17 protein-coding genes are annotated in these 18,610 nt (G+C 71.6%); 3 read left to right on the top strand and 14 right to left on the bottom strand.

Going from position 1 to position 18,610, the window contains the following annotated elements; translation table 11 throughout:
• Positions 1-18: 18 nt before the first annotated feature.
• The 3 genes from ACIPPS_RS30110 to ACIPPS_RS30100 all read right to left on the bottom strand — a co-directional run bounded on the left by ACIPPS_RS30110 (position 19) and on the right by ACIPPS_RS30100 (position 3,010).
• Entirely contained in the window at positions 19-1,221 is a 1,203-nt protein-coding gene (locus ACIPPS_RS30110) for a dipeptidase (RefSeq protein WP_401438617.1), read from the bottom strand.
• 122 nt (positions 1,222-1,343) lie between these two features.
• Positions 1,344-1,874: a 5-(carboxyamino)imidazole ribonucleotide mutase gene (gene purE, locus ACIPPS_RS30105; protein ID WP_401438473.1), complete on the bottom strand. Its 531-nt coding sequence runs from the start codon at positions 1,872-1,874 to the stop codon at positions 1,344-1,346.
• The gene (locus ACIPPS_RS30100) at positions 1,871-3,010 is read right to left on the bottom strand and encodes a 5-(carboxyamino)imidazole ribonucleotide synthase (protein WP_401438471.1); all 1,140 of its coding nucleotides are present in this window, start codon (positions 3,008-3,010) and stop codon (positions 1,871-1,873) included. Before ACIPPS_RS30100 ends, purE begins: the two co-directional genes overlap by 4 nt.
• A gap of 162 nt (positions 3,011-3,172) precedes the next feature.
• Here ACIPPS_RS30100 and ACIPPS_RS30095 point away from each other — a divergent pair, with 162 nt between their 5' ends.
• Positions 3,173-3,691 carry a GtrA family protein gene (locus ACIPPS_RS30095; protein WP_401438468.1) on the top strand — a complete coding sequence of 173 codons (519 nt, stop codon included), beginning with the start codon at positions 3,173-3,175 and terminating at the stop codon, positions 3,689-3,691.
• A gap of 25 nt (positions 3,692-3,716) precedes the next feature.
• Here the strand turns inward: ACIPPS_RS30095 and ACIPPS_RS30090 are convergent, their stop codons facing one another.
• Complete coding sequence (locus ACIPPS_RS30090; protein WP_401438466.1) at positions 3,717-4,988, bottom strand: ATP-binding protein; 1,272 nt, start codon at positions 4,986-4,988, stop codon at positions 3,717-3,719.
• A 301-nt stretch (positions 4,989-5,289) separates the two neighbouring features.
• Entirely contained in the window at positions 5,290-5,967 is a 678-nt protein-coding gene (locus ACIPPS_RS30085; protein WP_189602000.1) for a response regulator transcription factor, read from the bottom strand.
• Between the two features lie 427 nt (positions 5,968-6,394).
• Between ACIPPS_RS30085 and ACIPPS_RS30080 the strand changes: the two genes are divergently transcribed.
• Complete coding sequence (locus tag ACIPPS_RS30080) at positions 6,395-7,912, top strand: peptide MFS transporter (RefSeq protein WP_401438463.1); 1,518 nt, start codon at positions 6,395-6,397, stop codon at positions 7,910-7,912.
• An 84-nt stretch (positions 7,913-7,996) separates the two neighbouring features.
• Here ACIPPS_RS30080 and ACIPPS_RS30075 read toward each other — a convergent pair whose 3' ends face one another.
• The 6 genes from ACIPPS_RS30075 to ACIPPS_RS30050 form a co-directional block, all read right to left on the bottom strand.
• Positions 7,997-9,340 carry a hypothetical protein gene (locus ACIPPS_RS30075; protein ID WP_401438461.1) on the bottom strand — a complete coding sequence of 448 codons (1,344 nt, stop codon included), beginning with the start codon at positions 9,338-9,340 and terminating at the stop codon, positions 7,997-7,999.
• Between the two features lie 14 nt (positions 9,341-9,354).
• Positions 9,355-10,464, bottom strand: coding sequence for a hypothetical protein (locus ACIPPS_RS30070; protein WP_401438614.1), 1,110 nt, complete (start codon positions 10,462-10,464; stop codon positions 9,355-9,357).
• 332 nt (positions 10,465-10,796) lie between these two features.
• The gene (locus ACIPPS_RS30065; RefSeq protein ID WP_401438458.1) at positions 10,797-11,684 is read right to left on the bottom strand and encodes a hypothetical protein; all 888 of its coding nucleotides are present in this window, start codon (positions 11,682-11,684) and stop codon (positions 10,797-10,799) included.
• Positions 11,684-12,376: a peptidase gene (locus ACIPPS_RS30060; RefSeq protein WP_401438456.1), complete on the bottom strand. Its 693-nt coding sequence runs from the start codon at positions 12,374-12,376 to the stop codon at positions 11,684-11,686. The genes ACIPPS_RS30065 and ACIPPS_RS30060 overlap by 1 nt, the downstream gene beginning before the upstream one ends.
• A gap of 413 nt (positions 12,377-12,789) precedes the next feature.
• On the bottom strand, positions 12,790-13,263 hold the full coding sequence (locus tag ACIPPS_RS30055) for an ATP-binding protein (RefSeq protein WP_401438453.1): 474 nt from the start codon (positions 13,261-13,263) through the stop codon (positions 12,790-12,792).
• A gap of 89 nt (positions 13,264-13,352) precedes the next feature.
• The gene (locus ACIPPS_RS30050) at positions 13,353-13,733 is read right to left on the bottom strand and encodes an STAS domain-containing protein (RefSeq protein ID WP_401438450.1); all 381 of its coding nucleotides are present in this window, start codon (positions 13,731-13,733) and stop codon (positions 13,353-13,355) included.
• A 209-nt stretch (positions 13,734-13,942) separates the two neighbouring features.
• Between ACIPPS_RS30050 and ACIPPS_RS30045 the strand changes: the two genes are divergently transcribed.
• A complete protein-coding gene (locus ACIPPS_RS30045; protein WP_401438447.1) occupies positions 13,943-14,887 on the top strand; it encodes an RNA polymerase sigma factor SigF in 945 nt (314 codons plus the stop codon).
• Positions 14,888-15,274: 387 nt separating this feature from the next.
• Here the strand turns inward: ACIPPS_RS30045 and ACIPPS_RS30040 are convergent, their stop codons facing one another.
• The 3 genes from ACIPPS_RS30040 to hutI form a co-directional block, all read right to left on the bottom strand.
• Positions 15,275-15,526: a DUF6406 domain-containing protein gene (locus tag ACIPPS_RS30040; RefSeq protein WP_401438445.1), complete on the bottom strand. Its 252-nt coding sequence runs from the start codon at positions 15,524-15,526 to the stop codon at positions 15,275-15,277.
• 4 nt (positions 15,527-15,530) lie between these two features.
• Entirely contained in the window at positions 15,531-17,126 is a 1,596-nt protein-coding gene (locus ACIPPS_RS30035) for a C2 family cysteine protease (RefSeq protein WP_401438443.1), read from the bottom strand.
• A 193-nt stretch (positions 17,127-17,319) separates the two neighbouring features.
• Positions 17,320-18,573: an imidazolonepropionase gene (gene hutI / locus ACIPPS_RS30030; protein WP_401438440.1), complete on the bottom strand. Its 1,254-nt coding sequence runs from the start codon at positions 18,571-18,573 to the stop codon at positions 17,320-17,322.
• Positions 18,574-18,610: the final 37 nt, after the last annotated feature.

Genomic DNA, 18,610 nt, shown 5'->3' with positions numbered 1-18,610 from the left:
GAAACGACTGACCTGCCGTCAAGAAGCGGGACCGTCCAGGGAGTCGACCGTCGCGTTCGACGGGCCGCGGCGGGCGGCCAGGTCGCGGGAGACCGCCTCCGCGTCGCGCAGCGCGCGCACCGCGTTGGACCAGGTCAGCTTCGCCAGGTCGGCGTGGGACCAGCGGCGGTGGAGGAGTTCGGCGATCAGGTTCGGGTAGCCCGCGACGTCGTCGAGGCCCGCCGGGGTGAACGCCGTGCCGTCGTAGTCGCCGCCGATGCCGATGTGGTCGACGCCGGCCACCTCGCGCATGTGGTCGAGGTGGTCCGCCACCGTCGCCGCCGTGGCGATCGGACGCGGGTTCTCGGCCTCGAAGGCGCGGTGCAGCGTCATCGCCTCCGCGGTGGTGTCGAGGTGGTGGAGGCCGTGCGCCCGCAGGTTCTCGTCCGCCCGGGCGGTCCACTCCACCGCGGCGGGCAGGATGAACTTCGGTACGAACGTGGCCATCGCGACGCCGCCGTTCGCGGGCAGCTGCGCCAGCACGTCGTCCGGGATGTTGCGCGGGTGGTCGCAGACCGCGAGCGACGAGGAGTGCGAGAAGATCACCGGCGCCACGGAGGTGGCGAGCGCGTCCCGCATCGTCGTCGCCGCGACGTGGCTGAGGTCGACGAGCATGCCGATCCGGTTCATCTCCCGGACGACCTCGTGGCCGAAGGGCGAGAGGCCGCCGACGCCCGGCTCGTCGGTCGCCGAGTCGGCCCACGGGGTGTTGTCGTTGTGCGTGAGCGTCATGTAGCGCACGCCCAGGGTGTGCAGCGCGCGCAGGGTGGCGAGGGAGTTGTTGATGGAGTGGCCGCCCTCGGCGCCCTTGAGCGAGGCGATACGGCCCTGCTTCCGCGCCGCCTCCATGTCGTCCGCCGTCAGGGCGGGGGCCAGCTCCGCCGCGTACCGCTCCAGGAGCTGGTCGACGACGTCGATCTGCTCCAGGGTGGCGCTCACCGCGTCGTCCCCGGTCAGCCCGGTGGAGACGTACACCGACCAGAACTGGGCGCCGACGCCGCCGGCGCGCAGCCGGGCGAGGTCGGTGTGGAGGGCGCCGGTCTGGTCGGCGGCGATGTCGAGCCGGTCGAGGTCGTAGCGCACATGCTGGCGCAGCGCCCACGGGAGGTCGTTGTGGCCGTCGACGACGGGGTGGTCCGCCAGCAGGTCGAGGGCCTCCGCGAGCCGCTCGGCCGCGCCCACGGACGTACCGCTTCCGCCGGCGTCGCTCACCTGGCCGTCACCGCTGTCGGCCGGGTGAGCGCCGCTCACCTGGCCGTCACCGCCGTCGCTCACCTGGCCGCCGCTCCCCACCTGGCCGCCGCTCACTTCGCGAAGCCGAACGACTCCGAGCCCTCGACCTTGGCGCGCAGCCGCTTGCCCTTCTCGGTGGCCTGGTCGTTCAGCTCCTGCTGGAACTCCCGCATGCGGCCGAGGAGTTCGGCGTCGTGCGCGGCGAGGATCCGGGCCGCGAGCAGCCCCGCGTTGCGCGCGCCGCCCACCGAGACGGTGGCCACCGGCACGCCCGCCGGCATCTGCACGATGGAGAGCAGCGAGTCCATGCCGTCGAGGTACTTCAGCGGCACCGGCACGCCGATGACCGGCAGCGGGGTCACCGAGGCGAGCATGCCCGGGAGGTGGGCCGCGCCGCCCGCGCCCGCGATGATCGCCTTCAGCCCGCGCTCGGCGGCCTGCTCGCCGTACGCGATCATCTCGCGCGGCATCCGGTGGGCGGAGACGACGTCGACCTCGTACGCGATCTCGAACTCGTCCAGCGCCTGGGCCGCCGCCTCCATGACGGGCCAGTCGGAGTCGGATCCCATGACGATGCCGACGACGGGGCTCACAGCGCTCATTCGGTGATCGTTCCTCGCAGGTAGCCGGCGGCGTGACGGGCGCGCTCCAGCACGTCGTCCAGATCGTCGCCGTAGGTGTTGACGTGTCCGACCTTGCGGCCGGGCTTCACGTCCTTGCCGTACATGTGGATCTTGAGCTGGGGGTCCCGGGCCATGCAGTGCAGGTACGCGTAGTACATGTCCGGATAGTCGCCGCCCAGCACGTTGCACATGACCGTCCACGGCGCGCGGGGGCGGGGGTCGCCCAGCGGGAGGTCGAGGACGGCGCGGACGTGGTTGGCGAACTGCGAGGTGATCGCGCCGTCCTGGGTCCAGTGGCCGGAGTTGTGCGGACGCATCGCGAGCTCGTTGACGAGGATCCGGCCGTCGCGCGTCTCGAAGAGCTCCACGGCCAGGTGCCCGACGACGTCGAGCTCCTTGGCGATGCGCAGGGCGAGTTCCTGGGCCTGGCCGGCCAGCTCGGCGGAGAGGTTCGGCGCGGGCGCGATCACGGTGTCGCAGACGCCGTCGACCTGCTGGGACTCGACGACCGGGTAGGCGACGGCCTGGCCGTGCGGGGAGCGGACGATGTTCGCGGCGAGCTCGCGCGCGAAGTCGACCTTCTCCTCGGCGAGGACCCGGACGCCCGCCCGGAAGGGGTCGCGGGCGTCCTCCTCCGTACGGACGAACCAGACGCCCTTGCCGTCGTAGCCGCCACTCACCGTCTTGAGGATGATCGGGAAGCCGCCCACCTCGGCCGCGAAGGCCGCCGCGTCCGCCGGATCGGCGACGATGCGGTGGCGGGGGCTGGGCGCGCCGATCTCGTCGAGCCTGGCGCGCATCACCCCCTTGTCCTGGGCGTGCACCAGCGCGGCGAGCCCCGGGCGGATGACGACGCCATCCTCCTCCAGAGCACGCAGATGACCGGCGGGGACGTGTTCGTGATCGAAGGTGATCACGTCACAGCCACGCGCGAAGTCACGCAGCGTAGCCAGGTCGCGATAGTCGCCGACGACGACCTCGCTCACCACCTGGGCCGCCGAATCCTGCGGGGTGTCACTGAGCAGCTTGAACTTGATGCCGAGGGGGATACCCGCCTCGTGGGTCATTCGGGCGAGCTGACCGCCACCGACCATGCCGACTACCGGGAACGTCACCCTCTTAGGGTATCCGCACCATGCGGGAAGCCTCCGCCGCCTGTGCTTTACGACAGCCGAGCTGGATTTTCCGTGGTTTGCAATGTCCCCGGGCGGGTCACAGGTGGGCTGGTTAGCATGGCTGGGTTGACGAAACCGAACGGACGGGGCTGGACCATCACCATGAGTGAACGAAGCGCACTACGTGTGCGGCTTGACCGGCTCACGCGTGAGTTCGCCAAGTTCGGCGCGGTCGGAGGCATCGGCCTGCTGGTGGACCTCGGGGTCTTCAACCTGGTCCGCCATCTGACGGATCTGCCGGTGGTCCGGGCGAGCGTCATCGCCACGGTCGTGGCGATCGGGTTCAACTACCTGGGCTTCCGCTACTTCACGTACCGGGACCGCGACAAGAGCAGCCGGACGAAGGAGCTGACGCTCTTCCTGCTGTTCAGCGTGGCGGGCCTGGTGATCCAGAACGGCATTCTGTACGCGGCGACGTACGGCTTCGGCTGGGACACCCCGCTGCAGAGCAACGTCTTCAAGTTCCTCGGGATCGGCGTCGCGACGCTGTTCCGCTTCTGGTCGTACCGCACCTGGGTGTTCCGGACGCTGCCCGCCCGGGAGGCCGTGCAGACCGCCGAATCGTTCCTGGAGCAGACGCCCAAGCAGGCGACGAGGAAGCAGCCGGACAGGGTGCGCTAGGGGGCCGGTCTGTCCCGTGTTCGCCTCAGCGGACCGGGCGTTCCCGATCGTCGTCCGTCTTGCTCCTGACCTCACGACTCAGGAAGAGCGCGAAGATCGGAGGCTGCTGCTGGAGCAGCTCCAGGCGCCCGCCGTCCGCCTCCGCGAGGTCGCGGGCGACGGCGAGGCCGATGCCCGTGGAGCTGCGCCCGCTGACCGCCCGCTCGAAGATCCGCGCGCCGAGGTCGGCCGGGACGCCGGGGCCCTCGTCGGTGACCTCGATCACGGACTGGTTGCCGGTGACCCGGGTCCGCAGGGCGACGGTGCCGCCGCCGTGCATGAGGGAGTTCTCGATCAGCGCGGCGAGCACCTGGGCGACGGCCCCGGGGGTGCCGACCGCGCGCATGCCCTGCTTGCCCGAGTGGACGATGGCGCGGCCGGCGCTGCGGTAGGCCGGGCGCCACTCCTCGAGCTGCTGCTTGATGACCTCGTCGAGGTCGAAGGCGAGCGCGGAGCCGGTGCGGGGGTCACGGGAGTTCGTGAGCAGCCGCTCGACGACGTCCGTGAGCCGCTCGACCTGCGTGAGCGCGATCGTGGCCTCCTCCTTGACCGTGGGGAGGTCGTCGGCGACGGCGACCTCCTCCAGCCGCATCGAGAGTGCCGTGAGGGGCGTACGGAGCTGGTGCGAGGCGTCGGCGGCGAGCCGGCGCTCGGCGGTGAGCATCCGGGCGATCCGCTCGGCGGAGGCGTCCAGGACGTCGGCGACGCGGTCGAGCTCGGCCACGCCGTACCGCTTGTGGCGGGGGCGCGGGTCGCCTGAGCCGAGGCGCTCGGCGGTCTCGGCGAGGTCGGTGAGCGGGGAGGTCAGCCGGTTGGCCTGCCGTACGGCGAGGAGGACTGCGGCGATGACGGCGAGCAGGGCCACGGCGCCGATGATCAGCAGGGTGCGGCCGACCTCGCTGGTGATCGTGGAACGCGACTCCTCGACGGTCACGGTCTCGCCGCGCTCGCCCTCGGCGGTGCCCCGGATGACGCTGCCCTCGGGGCGGGTGCCGATCTCGATGGGGGCGCGGCCGGGGATCTCGATGAGGGCGTACCGCTTGGCGCCGCTCTGCTCGGCGAGGATGTCGGGGTTGACGGGTTCCCCGCCGAAGAGCCGGCTGTCGACGATGGAGACCAGCCGGAGGGCCTCGGAGTCCACGCTCTCCTGGGCGCTGGAGGAGATCGTGCGCGTCTCGACGATGACGAGGGAGACGCCGAAGACGGCGATGACGACGAGGACCACGGCGAGCGTGGAGTTGATCAGACGGCGACGCACGAGGGCCTTCCGGGGAGGGTGACGGAGGTCACGAGGGACGCCCTTGAGCGTACGGGGACGGCACGCCGCGCCCCGAGTGCGCGGGCGGCCGACACCGCGCGCTCCGCGTCGCGCTCGGCTGGGGCGCTCGGCCGCGTCCCGGTGCGCGGGCGGCCGACCCCGCGCGTCCTCGTGGTGTCGGCGTCGCGCCCGCGCGTCCTCGTGGTGTCGGCGTCGCGCCCGCGCGTCCTCGTGGTGTCGGCGTCGCGCCCGCGCGTCCTCGAAACGTCACCGCGCGCCCGTCGCGGCCGGGCGAGGCGCCCTAGCTCTTCTCGAAGCGGAAGCCGACGCCTCGGACCGTGGCGATGTAGCGCGGGTTCGCCGCGTCGTCGCCCAGCTTCTTCCGTAGCCACGAGATGTGCATGTCCAGCGTCTTCGTCGACGACCACCACGTCGTGTCCCAGACCTCCCGCATCAGCTGGTCCCGGGTCACGACCCGGCCCGCGTCGCGGACCAGGACCCGCAGGAGGTCGAACTCCTTCGCCGTGAGCTGGAGTTCCTCGTCACCCATCCAGGCCCGGTGCGACTCGACGTCGATCCGCACCCCGTGCGTCGCGGGGGCGACGGCCGGCTCCGTGGCGCCGCGCCGGAGCAGGGCCCGGACCCGGGCGAGGAGCTCGGCGAGCCGGAACGGCTTCGTCACGTAGTCGTCGGCGCCCGCGTCGAGACCGACCACCGTGTCGACCTCGTCGGCGCGGGCGGTCAGGACCAGGATCGGAACCGTGTGCCCCTCGGAGCGCAGCCGCCGGGCGACCTCCAGGCCGTCCATGCCGGGCAGCCCGAGGTCGAGCACCACGAGGTCGACGCCGCCCTGGAGTCCGGCGTCGAGGGCGGTCGGCCCGTCCTCCCGCACCTCGACCTCGTACCCCTCCCTGCGCAGCGCGCGGGCCAGCGGCTCCGAGATGGATGCGTCGTCCTCGGCGAGCAGTACACGGGTCATGGAGTGATGGTAGTCCGCGCCGTCGACGCCCCGGGGCATGATCCACAGGCTTGACCCGACCCCTGGGGATCAGGTGACCATCCTGCCCATGACCTTCGATTGACTATCCTTGGTTCCTTCGCCACCTGTGATCCATCTCTCAAGTCCTTCCAATTCAGTCGGTGTCGTGTCGTAAGGTGGCGAGACGTCTGTTGCGGTAAACGAGGACCTTTGGCTCGCGAAACGCGCCAAGGGTCTCTTTTCTGCACAAGGTCGGCGTTGCCAGCCTTGAGGACGGCGAACGACCTGTGGGCCGGGTTCCGGGACGCGACGACGCGAATCGGGGCGTGGATCCCGGCGGGGTGCGACCAGCTCCCGTCGGTGCCGGCCTCCCCCACCGGGCGCACCACGCTCACAAGGCGCGCGTCCCGACAGAGCAAGGATCGACATGGCGTCCAGCCTGACGACGGCTTCGGCCGGAACCCCTGGTTCCGAGAAGACGTTCCTCGGCCACCCCCGCGGCCTGGCCACCCTCTTCTTCACCGAGATGTGGGAGCGCTTCTCCTACTACGGCATGAGGGCTCTCCTCGTCCTGTACCTGGTCTCCGGAGGCGCGGACGCCGCGACCGGCAGCCAGGGTGGCGGCCTCGCGATGACGGCGGCCACGGCGACGGCGATCTACTCCGTCTACGTCTCGATGGTCTACCTGATGGCCATGCCGGGCGGCTGGTTCGGCGACCGCGTCTGGGGCGCCCGCAAGACCGTCACCATCGCCGGCTTCGTCATCATGGCCGGTCACGCCTCGCTGGCCCTGCCCGGCCAGGCGATGTTCTTCGTCGGCCTGGCGCTCGTCGCCGCCGGCTCCGGTCTGCTGAAGGCCAACATCTCGACGATGGTCGGCCACCTCTACGACGGCCCGGACGACCCGCGCCGTGACGGTGGCTTCACGCTCTTCTACATCGGCATCAACCTCGGTGCCTTCATAGCGCCGTTCGTGGTCGGCACCATCGGCGAGAAGGTCAACTGGCACCTCGGCTTCATCCTCGCCGCCGTCGGCATGGGCATCGGCCTGGCCTGCTTCCTGGCCTTCACCAAGAGCCTGAGCCCGACGAGCAACGTGGTCCCGAACCCGCTCTCCGCCGAGGAGAAGAAGCGGATCCTGGTCAAGGCCTCGCTCGTCGTCGTGCTCGCCGCCGCCTTCTACGGCGTGATCGTCGCCCTCGACGTCTTCACCCTGAACTGGGCCCTGGTCCCGCTGACCCTCGCCGGTCTGCTCATCCCGGTCGCCGTGCTGGTCCGCATCAAGCGCGACAAGGACCTCGACACGTCCGAGCAGTCGAAGATGAACGGCTACATCTGGTTCTTCGTCGCCGCCGCCATCTTCTGGATGATCTACGACCAGGGTGGCTCCACCCTGTCGCTGTTCGCCGACTCCAAGACCGGCACGCTCTTCGGCTTCGACCCGTCCGCCACCTGGTACCAGGCGCTCAACCCCATGTTCGTCATGGCGCTGGCCCCGGTCTTCGCCTTCCTGTGGCTGTGGCTGGCTCGCAAGAACCAGGAGCCGAACACCATCGTGAAGTTCTCGATGGGTCTGGTCCTGGTCGGCGCGTCCTTCTTCGTCTTCATCGTCCCGATGGGCATGGCGGGCGACGGCACGCTGGTCTCCCCGATGTGGCTGGTCTCGATCTACATGATCCAGACCATCGGTGAGCTGTGCCTCTCCCCCGTCGGCCTCTCCGTGACCACGAAGATGGCGCCGAAGAAGTACGCCTCCCAGATGATGGGTGTCTGGTTCCTCGCCGTCACCGCCGGTGACTGCACCACGGGTCTGCTCTCGCTGGCCGGTGTGGACCTCAACGGCACGGGAATCATCGCCCTGCAGGCGGCCCTCGCCGTCGGCGCCGGACTCGCGGTCTACATGTACCGCAAGAAGGTCCAGGCGCTCATGGGCGGCGTGCACTGACGCCCCGCTCCACCGCGTGACTGAGGGCCGCCGCACCGGTTTCGGTGCGGCGGCCCTCAGGCGTTCCACGGGCCCGTGGAGCCGTCAGCGCCGCAGCCGCGCCCACGGGGTGAACGTGAACACCGCGCCGCCGAGCAGGATCACCGTGCCGGCGACCAGGCCGAGGGCGCGCAGGGCGCCGTCGTCCTCGGCGCCGGTGTCGGCGAGGCCGCCCGAGCCGCCGTCGCCGGAGCCGCCGCCGACCGCCGCGTCACCGCCGCCCACCGCGCCGCCGTCCACCTTGGACGTGTCGAGTTCGAGGGAGGCCTGGACCGAGCCCTTGACCTGGCAGGGGATCACGATCGGCGAGCCGCCGAGCGAGACGTTGATGGTCAGGGTGCCCGGGCTGAGCGTGGACTTCCCGTTCGCCCCGGGCTTGTACGTGCCCTTCATGTCCGGCAGGTCGACCGGCTTGCCCTGCTCCAGCGGGGCGGAGTTGGCCGGTCCCTCGACCTTGACCGTGCCGCTGTCCGCACCGCCGAGCTTGACCGCCATCGACGGCTTGAGCGCGCCCGCGGGCAGCGGGGCCGGGCTGTCCATGACGCCCTTGGCGGTCTTGACGGTGAGGTCGTAGTTCCCGCCGCTCTTCTTGGCGCTGATGGTGACCTTGGAGGTGATGTTGGCCGGGCCGGGCGACTGGCAGGCGAACTGGACCGCGACCTCCTTGCCGGGGAAGTCGGTCTGCCCGCCGCCCCCGCCGGAAGCGCTGCCGCCCGAGGACGTCGTACCGCCCGATGACGTGGTGCCACCGGAGGTCGTCGTTCCGCCGGAGCTGGTCGTGCCGCCCGAAGACGTGGTGCCGCCCGAGGACGTCGTACCGCCGGAGGTCGTCGTACCGCCGGAGGTCGTCGTACCGCCCCCGCCCTCCGTCACCTTGATCTTCGCGCCGACCGGCACCGCCTCCTTCGGCGCGCACTTGGTGTCCGTCGACAGCGGCTTCGAGACGTTGATCGTGTACTTGTCCGGCGTCAGCGTGATCTCGCCGGCCTTGTCCAGCTTCAGCTTGCCCTTCATCTCCGGCAGCTTCATCGGGCTGTTCTTGGGGATCGGCGGGTTCGACCGCGGCCCCTCCACGGCGAGCGTGCCGCTCGCCGCGCCGCCGACCTTGATCGTGCCGGACGGCTTGACGGTGTCCTTCTCCAGGTCGAGGACGTCGGGGTTCTTGGACGCGGCCTCGACCGTCTTCCAGACGACCTCGACCTCGTCCCCGACCTTCGCCTCCGCCGGCGCGGTGATCTCCACCTTCGTGGTGCCCTGCACCGGGGGGAGTCCGGAGATGGACGGCGGAATGCACTCGGTCTTGTACGAGATCTCGGCCGCCTGGGCGGGGCCGGCGGCCAGCAGGATCCCCGCGCCGCCGAGCATCAGCGCGACTCCCGCCGCGCTCATCCTCCGTTGCGTACTCACTGATGTCCCTTCGTCGTCGGGCTGATCTCTGACGGTGCGGACGGTGCGGAGTCCGGGGTGAACCACGGCAGGACCGTGGTGGCTGTGGTTTCGTCCCGCCCGGGGGCGGGCCTGGGTTCGGGGGTACGTACGAGAGTGCGGCGGCGACCGCGGTGCCCCGAGCGCGCCCCGGAGGCGCCGCCGGGGCGGACCCGGTCCACCACCGCCATGCCGACCCGGAAGAGCGCGGCCGGGACGACCAGCGCGAGCAGCAGCCAGAAGAGCGTCACGCCCCAGGGGCGGCCGACGCCCCACGGCTGGTCGACCAGGACCTTGCCGGCGTACTTCACCGAGATCTCGTAGTCGCCGTGCGCACCCGCCGACAGGTCGACGGGCAGCTTGATCTGGGCCTTCGCGCCGGGCTTGATCGTGCCGCGCCACTGCCGTTCCTCGTACTGCGGCGAGAAGACGCCGTGGCTGGTGCCGACGTGGAAGACCGGGTCCTTGACGGGGGTCTGGCCGAGGTTGCCGACGGTGAAGACGACCTCGCGGCGGGCGGGCGCGCCGAACCAGACGAGGACGCCGCTGGACCCTTCGAGGCGTACGGAGGCGAGGACGGCGAGCCGGCCGGTGCCGGTGGCCTCGGGCAGCGGCGCGGTCGGGTGCCCGGCGACCGTGAACGCCACGTCCACGACGTCCTGTTGTCCGGTGACTCCGGCGACGTGCACCACGCAGGGACAGGGCTTGGGCGGCTCGGCGACCGGCACTTTCTGGCTGAAGGCGCCCTTGGCGTCGACGGTGGCGGCGCGGCCGAGGGTGTTGGCGCAGGAGTTGGTGCCGCCGATGACGCCCTTGCCGGGTTCGCCCTGGCCGCAGATCAGCAGCATGAGCAGGGCGCCCGGCTTCCAGCCGGCCCCACTCACGGTGATCTCGCCGCCCTTGCCGCCCTCGGCCTGCGACAGAGCGACGCTCGGCCCGGACGCCGACGGTGCCGACGGAGCCGCAGGGGCGGCTGGGGCGGCTGGGAAGGCGGGCGCGGCCGGGAAGGCTGCCTGAGCTGCCGGGGCGGACTGAGCTGCCTCGGCTGCCTGAGCTGCCGGAGCGGCCTGGGCGGCGGTGGACGGCAGGAGGGCGAGCGCCAGCGTGGCGAGGAGGGGCCCGACGACGGCCGCCGCCACCGCGCGCGTACGGCCGCGAGAGCCGCTGCCGCCGCGCCGCGCGCCGGCCGGTGCCGGGGCGCCTCCGGCCGCCCTGAGCCGGGCGCGCGCCGAGGCATCCGCCGCGTCCGCCGCGTCCGGCGTGCCCGGCGCGTCCGGCGTGCCCGCCGCGCCCGCCGTGCCCGGCGCGTCCGGCGTGCCCGCCGCGCCCGCCGTGCCCGACGCGTCCGCCGTGCCCGGCGTGTCCGGCGTGCCCGGCGTGTCCGGCGCGCCTCGTGCCCCGCGTCCCGTACCGCTCGTCCTCATCGGTCCGCTCCTGCCGTGACGTCCACCAACTGGGGCTGCCCCACCGGGATCTCGGTCTCCTCCGTGGCCCGGTCGCGGCGTCTTCGGAGGGTGGCGGCGGCCGCCGCCACCACCGTGAGCAGGGCGCCCGCGCCCGCCACGGCCGCGCCCGTGGACACGAAGACGCGCTCGGCGCGGGCCTCCGCCGCCGTCGCGCCGGGGGCGGTCGCACGGACGTGGACCGCGACCGCGTCGAGGGCGGGCGGATCGGGCCAGGGTTCGGTGCGGGTGGCGCGTTCGCCGGGGCGCAGGGTGAGCGCCAGGGCGCGGGACGGTCGGTCAAGGACCGTCCCGAACGCGCCCTCCGCGCGCACGGACAGGCGCGGTACGAGGACCGTGCTGCCCCGGTTGACCAGGGTGTAGCGCAGGGTGCCCGACGCGTCGAGCCGTACGTTCTCCACGGTGAGCGCGGCCAGGATCGGCCCGCTCACCCGCAGGTGCACCGGCACGCGCACCGCGCGGCCGTCCGCCGTCACGGTCACCGTGCCCCGGTGGTCGCCGGGCGGGGTGTCGGCGGTCACGGTCACCGCGAAGGGTACGTCCGCCCGCGTCCGCGCCGGTACGGTCACCGTCCGCGCGGCGAAGGCGAGCGGGGCGCCCTGCCCGTCGAGCCGTACCGTGAGCGGTCGCGCGCCCGGGTTGCTCACCGAGAGAGTGTCCTGCAGGACGCTGCCCGCCGCGCCTTCGAGGTAGACGTACGGGCGCCCCTGGGCCGCGCCGCCTGTGCCGCCCGCCCCGGCCGCCCCCGCCGTCCAGCCGGGGGCCGGCGTGGATGCGGGCGCCGCCGCCACTGCTCCGAGCAGCGCGGCGACGGCCGTCGCGGTCCCGGCCCACGCCCCCCGCATCAGCGCGCCGTGCGCCGCGTGAGCCAGAGCACGCCGGCCGCGCCGGTCAGGAGCACCGTGCCGCCGAGGGTGCCGAGCGCCGTCGCCGAGTCGAGCGGGCCGGTCCTGGGCAGCTCGCCGCCGCTCGGGGCCTGACCGCCGCCGGAGTCGTCGGACCCGCCGCCGGAGTCGGCTCCACCACCGCCGGCCGTGACCTCCAGTTCGAGGGAGGGCGCCGGGTTGTTCTTCGGCGTGCAGACGGCCGCGTCCATGCCGAGCGCGTGGACGGTGAGCAGACCGGCCGTGAAGGTGACCTTGCCGCTCTTCTTCGGCGTGTACGTTCCGGTCAACTGCCCGATTTTGATAGGGGTGTTGGGCGGGATGGCCTCGGTGTTCGGCGTTCCCTTGACCTGGAGCGTGCCCGAGTCGGCGCCGCCGAGCCTCAGCTCGGCGCGCGGGGTCATGACGCCCTTGGGCAGCTCGATCGGACTGTCCGAGACGCCCTTCTCGAAGGACATGGTGACCGCGTACGCGGAGCCGCTCCTGACGGCCTTGATGTCGACGGGCGAGACGGCGCCCTTGGGGCCGATCTTCGTCTCGCAGGCGTAGTTCACGTCGACGACGGTGGCGTGCGCGGCAGGGGCCGAGGCCAGGACCGCCGCGCCCGCCACGGCTGCTGCCAGCGTGAACGCTGTTCTCCTCCGGTACGGCACGATCCAAGCACCCCTCACCGCGAAGTTACTGACGGCACATCAGATTGCGCGCCAAGGTACGCCTGGGGCGTTGAGGAGGGAAGACAAAGGAACGATCGAAGTGCGCGCGCTCACGGCCCACGCACGGGCGAGCGGGCGCACGGGGCGAGCAGGGCCAGTGGAGCGAGCGGGGGCGAGTTGGGCCAGCGGGGCGGGGGGGGCGGTCGGAACATCCGCGCGCCGGGACGGCAGCGAGGACAGGCACGGGGCCCCAGCCCGCCGGGCAGGCCATGGGCCGGGGGCGGGCCGGGCAGGCCAGGGGGCCGGGCAGGCCAGGGGCCGGGGGCGGGCCGGGCAGGCCGGGGGCGGGCCGCGTGGGTCGGGCGAGCCGGGCGGGCCAGGGGCCGGGGGCGGGCGAGCCGGGCAGCCGCGTCCTAGGCGGGGGCCGCCAGTTCGGCCCAGACCGTCTTGCCGGGGGAGCCCGTCGTGCGCTCGATGCCCCAGTCGAGGCAGAGCCGCTGCACGATGAACATGCCGTGTCCGCCGGGCCGCGCGGCACGGTGCGGGGTGCGCGGTGCGGGCTGGCCCGCGCCTCGGTCGGTGATCTCCAGCCGCAGCACCTTGGCACGGCGCAGCACGCGCAGCGTCTCGGGGCCCTCGGCGTGCAGACAGGCGTTGGTCACGAGCTCGGAGACGACGAGCAGGACGTCCTCGGCGGCGGCCCTGGCGTCGGCGGACGCGGCCGGTAGCCAGCCCCAGTCGTACAGCGCGGACCTGGTGAAGTCGCGGGCGAGCGGAACGATGCCGCTGGCGGCGCCGAGCGCGAGCGTGCGTACGTCGAGCAGAGCTGTGTCCACGACAGGACCCACCGACCCCTCGACCCCCCTGCCATCGGCAGCAGTGTCCATCAGCGCTTCACCTCACCGATTCACCAGACAGATTCACCAGACAACGGACGAAACCGGGGCTCTCCTGCCCGGTTCACCCTCGACGACACCTATGCGACGTTCTCGTCGGGCAGCGCCGCCGCGAGCGTTTCGTGCACGGTGAAGACGACGTCCGCACCGGTGATCTCGAAGACCCTGGCCACCACCGGCCGCATCCCCGTCAGATGGACTCCCCCTCCGGCGGCGTCGGCCTTCAGCCGAGCGCCGAGGAGCACGTTCAGGCCGGTGGAGTCACAGAAGTCGAGCTGTGAGCAGTCGACCACGAGCCGTGACCGGCCCGCGTCGAGCGCGCGATCGAGTGGCGCGCGCAACACCTCGGCCGTGTGGTGATCGAGCTCACCCACCGGAGTGAGGACCTCGGTCGCTCCCACGGTGCGGACCTCGACCCGCAGCCTCCCTGGCTGCGCGCTGCCCATGTGATGGCGGTCCATGCCCGTGCCTCTTTCGCTCTCGCGGATGCCGGTTGACGTGCCTCGCACCTTACAAGTGTGAGGCTGTGCCGTGCACCCGAACACCACAACATAGTCAGACAAACCGGACAATTGGCACTTGCAACTTGGTGCGCTGAGCGGGTAGGCCTAGTAAGGCACAGTCCATACGTCCGGCTTGGAGGCGCCGCAAACCGCAGCAGGAAGAAACGATGGAGGAGACCATGTCACCCCGGCTCGACGCCACGCGTACCCACGACGCGCCGTCGGCAGCAACTCCGCCCCCCACCCTCGAAGACCTTCCCGGGTTCGGCGAGACCAATCAGGTCTCCGAGACCTCTCAGATCTCCGAGATCGACGCGATCTCCGCGATCGGGCCTTTCGACCAGGTCGACCCGCTGGACGCGCGAGCCCTGTCGAAGACGCTCTTCGCCCGGCTCGACGCCCTCGAAGAGGGCACGCACGAGTACGCGTACGTCCGTAACACGCTGGTCGAACTCAACCTCGCCCTGGTCAAGTTCGCCGCCTCCCGGTTCCGCTCCCGCAGCGAGCCGATGGAGGACATCATCCAGGTCGGCACGATCGGCCTCATCAAGGCCATCGACCGCTTCGAGCTGACCCGTGGCGTCGAGTTCCCCACCTTCGCGATGCCGACCATCGTCGGCGAGATCAAGCGCTTCTTCCGCGACACCTCGTGGTCCGTGCGCGTTCCGCGCAGGCTCCAGGAGCTCCGCCTCGACCTCGCCAAGGCCGGTGACGAGCTCGCCCAGCGGCTCGACCGCGCCCCGACCGTCGCCGAACTCGCCCAGCAGCTCGACCTGAGCCGCGACGAGGTCGTCGAGGGCATGGCCGCCAGCAACGCGTACACCGCGAGCTCGCTGGACGCCCAGCCCGAGGACGACGAGGGCGAAGGCGCGCTCGCCGACCGGATCGGCTACGAGGACCACGGCATCGAGGGCATCGAGTACATCGAGTCCCTCAAGCCGATGATCGCCTCGCTGCCGGCCCGTGACCGGCAGATCCTCTCCCTCCGGTTCGTCGCCGGCATGACCCAGTCGGAGATCGGCGAGGAGCTGGGCATCTCCCAGATGCACGTCTCCCGGCTGCTCTCGCGGACCCTGACGCGGCTGCGCAAGGGCCTGACGCTGGAGGAGTGATCTCCGCGCCTCCGCGCTCCGGCGCACCCCCTTCCGGGTGCCCTCAAGTGACCTGTGGAAAGGGCCTGTTCCTCACCGGACAGGCCCTTCTGCGTTATTGACGGGTCGCCCTGGTTTGGGCCACATGGGGCCGGGGTTCAGGGGGAAAGCATGATTTCCGCGTACGCGGAACTGGAAGAGCGCATGCGCGATCGCGACCGTCCTCCTCCGCACCCTCGGCGCAAGCGGCCGCCTCACGGCGTGCGCGGTCTGGATCCTGGTGTGGGCGGGCTGGGCGGCCCAGCACGCTTTCGCCGAGGCACACCCTTCCCCCTCGCCCTCGGCATGTGCGGGGTCACGATGACGGGGTACGCGATCCAGCGCCTGCGGGTCGGATCCGGACGACGTTCAGGTGACCTTGCGCAGGAGTACGAGCCAGCGCTCGGTCTCCACGTTGTCGACCCGTTCGAACGTCCAGGTCTCGTCCCGTACGGGGAAGGTGTCGCCCACGTGCAGGGTGTAGGTGCGCTCCTCGTCGGCCGCGACAACGAGCTGGATGCTGAGCGGCGTGTCGGGCGGGGCGTAGAGGTGGATCACCGAGAACCGGGCATCGTCCGAGTCTCCGACCACGCGTGGCCACAGCCACACTTCGTTGATCATGTTCCTATCCCATCGTGGTGAACAGGCTGTTGGAGTTGGCCCTGAGTTCCTTCGCCGTCAGCGGCTTCGGATCGTTGAGGTTGTGCGGATTGTGCAGATGGATGAGTCCCTCGTCGTCCACCTGGGTCACCTCGTACGCATGCCCGTCCACAAGGCCCTTGGGAAGCGCCCGCTCGTCCTTCCCGATCTTGCGGGTGCCGATCAGTATCGGGCAGCCTGCATCGAGCTTTTCCCGGAACGTGGCGAGCAGCTGGCGGTCCGGGCTGACGCCGTTCATGTCGTACTGGGTCGGGATGTCTTCGGTGTAGGCGGGCCGCCCCGTGAGCTGGGTCAGCATCTCAGCGCGGTGGCTCGGCCTGGTCCCGAGATCGAGGCGTTCGTAGCCTGACGCCTGTCCGGGGCGGTCCGCCTCCCAGGTCTGGTCCACTCCCGCGAAGGCCTTTTCCAGTACTGCGGGCCAGGCGACACCGTCGGCGCCCGCACGGCCGTAGGCGGGCCTGTCCGGCCGGTCGTACTGCACGACAAGCTCCGGCGTGATCGTGAGAACGGTGACGGCGCCGTTCGGTTCGCAGCGGATCAAATCTCCGCCGAACGTCTTCTTCACCTGGTGGAACGTCACATCGTAGGAACCGTCGCCGTTCTCCTTCACGCACTCCGAGATCGCCTCCGGCAGATGCGTGGCGACAGCCCCCATGGTGGCGATGACGCCACAGTCCCCGAGCCTTCCCTGCTCGGTCTGCTCACGCCTGGGCGGACCGTCGAACAGTGGGGCGCGTTGCCCGTCGGGGCGCTCGAGAGGCGTGCCGTACCGGAAGAGGGTCACACCGACTTCCGGGATCTCCATGGCGTTGAAGTCCGGCCGGTCCACGGTGGCGTACTTGTCGACGGGCCCCTCCGCCGACTCGTGCGGTCCGGTGATTCTGTCCCGCAGCTTCGAGAAGACGTCGCCCAGGAAGGCACGTTCGGGCTCCGGGCCGGCGTCGGCGGTGTCCGACATGGTGTCCGCCGTATCCGGCAAGGTCTCTGCCGTGTCCGGCGCGGTGTCCGCCGTGTCCGGCGCGGTGTCCGCCGTATCCGGCGCAGTCTCTGCCGTGTCCGGCGCGGTGTCCGCCGTATCCGGCGCAGTCTCTGCCGTGTCCGGCGCGGTGTCCGCCGTTTCCGGCATGGTGTCCGCCGTGTCCGGCAAGGTCTCTGCCGTGTCCGACACGGCATCGGCCGTGTCCGGAGCGACCTCGGGCTCGACCGGCTCAGCGGGTTCGCCTGGCGCTTCGGGCTCCTCAGGCTCCCCGAGGCCTTCCGGCTCCCCTGGTCCCTCAGGTTCCCCGGACCCCTCCGGCTCGCCGTTCCCCTCTGGCTCCCCGGGCCCTTCCGACTCCCCCGGCCCTTCCGAGTCCTCCGGCCCTTCCAACTCCTCCGGCCCTTCCGTTTCGCCGGGCTCGTCCTGCTGCTCAGCCTCACCCGGCTCCTCCGGCTGGGCGTTGGCGTCGGGGGCGTCGGGGGCCTCAAGCGCGACGTCAGGCAATGGCGGCGCCTCCAGCGCCTTCGTCTCCGCCTCCGCCTCCGCCTCCGCACCACGCTCAGCTGTGCCCAGCTCGCTCATACCGCCCCGTCCCCCCGGCCGTCGGTCGAAGATCGTAGTCCTCGCGCCGGCCGGCGAGGGCGGCGGGCCTGTCAGCGCGGGACGTCGTGGCGGAAGTAGGGGGCCTGTCCGGCGCCCCTGTATCCCTCCGGCACAGGGCCCGAGTTGACCGTCAGGTCGCATGCGCGGCCGCCCGGGACCGCGCGGTTCCAGCTCACACCACCCGCGTCCCCCGCCGCCAGACCCCCGCGACCAGGGGGACGCCCGGGCGGTAGGCCAGGTGGACGTGGGAGGGGGCGTTCAGGAGGGTGAGGTCGGCGTGGGCGCCGGGGGTCAGGTGGCCCACGTCCGTGCGGCGGAGGGCCTTCGCGCCGCCTGCCGTGGCCGACCACAGCGCCTCGTCGGGGGTCATGCCCATGTCCCGTACCGCCAGCGCGACGCAGAACGGGACCGAGGACGTGAACGACGAGCCCGGGTTGCAGTCCGTCGACAGGGCCACCGTCACGCCCGCGTCCAGCAGGCGCCGGGCGTTCGGCCAGTCCGCCCGGGTGGAGAACTCCGCGCCCGGGAGGAGGGTCGCCACCGTCGACGAACCCGCCAGAGCCGCGACGTCCTCGTCCGTCAGGTGCGTGCAGTGGTCCGCGCTCGCCGCGTCCAGTTCCACCGCCAGCTGGACGCCCGGGCCGTACGTCAGCTGGTTCGCGTGCACCCTCGGGTGCAGGCCCTTCGCCTTGCCCGCCGTCAGGATCGCCCGCGCCTGGTCCCCGTCGAACGCGCCCTTCTCGCAGAAGACGTCCACCCACCGGGCGTACGGCGCACAGGCGTCGAGCATCTCGCCCGTCACCAGCTCCACGTACCCCGCCGGGTCGTCCGCGTACTCCGGCGCCACGATGTGGGCGCCGAGGTACGTGACCTCGTCCGTGTGCCCGGCCGCGATCCGCAGCGCCCTCGCCTCGTCCTCGACCGTCAGGCCGTAGCCCGACTTCGTCTCGAACGTCGTCGTGCCCTGGCGCAGCGCCTCGTCCATGTAGCGGGCCACGTTCGCCGAGAGGGCCTCGTCGCTCGCCGCCCGCGTCGCCGCCACCGTCGTCCTGATGCCGCCCGCCTTGTACGGCTGTCCCGACATCCGGGCGTTGAACTCCGCCGTACGGTCGCCCGCGAAGACCAGGTGCGAGTGGGAGTCGACGAAGCCGGGGATCACGGCCCGGCCGCCGGCGTCGACCCGGTTGTCAGTGGCGGGTGCTTTGCTTGATTCACCGACCCAGACCACCCGGTCGCCCTCGATGACGACGGCCGCGTCCTGGATCAGGCCCAGTTGGCTGCCATCACCGAGGGAGGGATCGTTCGTGACCAGGCTGGCGATGTTGACGATGGCGGTGGCGTCCGTCGCGACCGCGCTCTTCGCACTCGTGGGTGCCGAGGTCGGCGCCGCGTTGTTCCTCGCCACGGGGCCCGTGTTCGTGCTCAAAGGTGTCTCCTTCAGCCGGGTGAGCAGGGTCAGCCGG

The sequence above is a fragment of the Streptomyces sp. NPDC090127 genome, from assembly GCF_044746945.1.
Classification (GTDB): domain Bacteria; phylum Actinomycetota; class Actinomycetes; order Streptomycetales; family Streptomycetaceae; genus Streptomyces.
This window is presented reverse-complemented; position numbering and strand designations above follow the sequence as displayed.

Coding starts and splice junctions, on each gene's coding strand:
- purE (WP_401438473.1), bottom strand. CDS start 1,874: ATGAGCGCTGTGAGCCCCGTCGTCGGCATCGTCATGGGATCCGACTCC.
- ACIPPS_RS30095 (WP_401438468.1), top strand. CDS start 3,173: ATGAGTGAACGAAGCGCACTACGTGTGCGGCTTGACCGGCTCACGCGT.
- ACIPPS_RS30085 (WP_189602000.1), bottom strand. CDS start 5,967: ATGACCCGTGTACTGCTCGCCGAGGACGACGCATCCATCTCGGAGCCG.
- ACIPPS_RS30080 (WP_401438463.1), top strand. CDS start 6,395: ATGGCGTCCAGCCTGACGACGGCTTCGGCCGGAACCCCTGGTTCCGAG.
- ACIPPS_RS30075 (WP_401438461.1), bottom strand. CDS start 9,340: ATGAGCGCGGCGGGAGTCGCGCTGATGCTCGGCGGCGCGGGGATCCTG.
- ACIPPS_RS30065 (WP_401438458.1), bottom strand. CDS start 11,684: ATGCGGGGGGCGTGGGCCGGGACCGCGACGGCCGTCGCCGCGCTGCTC.
- ACIPPS_RS30055 (WP_401438453.1), bottom strand. CDS start 13,263: ATGGACACTGCTGCCGATGGCAGGGGGGTCGAGGGGTCGGTGGGTCCT.
- ACIPPS_RS30050 (WP_401438450.1), bottom strand. CDS start 13,733: ATGGACCGCCATCACATGGGCAGCGCGCAGCCAGGGAGGCTGCGGGTC.
- ACIPPS_RS30045 (WP_401438447.1), top strand. CDS start 13,943: ATGGAGGAGACCATGTCACCCCGGCTCGACGCCACGCGTACCCACGAC.
- ACIPPS_RS30040 (WP_401438445.1), bottom strand. CDS start 15,526: ATGATCAACGAAGTGTGGCTGTGGCCACGCGTGGTCGGAGACTCGGAC.
- ACIPPS_RS30035 (WP_401438443.1), bottom strand. CDS start 17,126: ATGAGCGAGCTGGGCACAGCTGAGCGTGGTGCGGAGGCGGAGGCGGAG.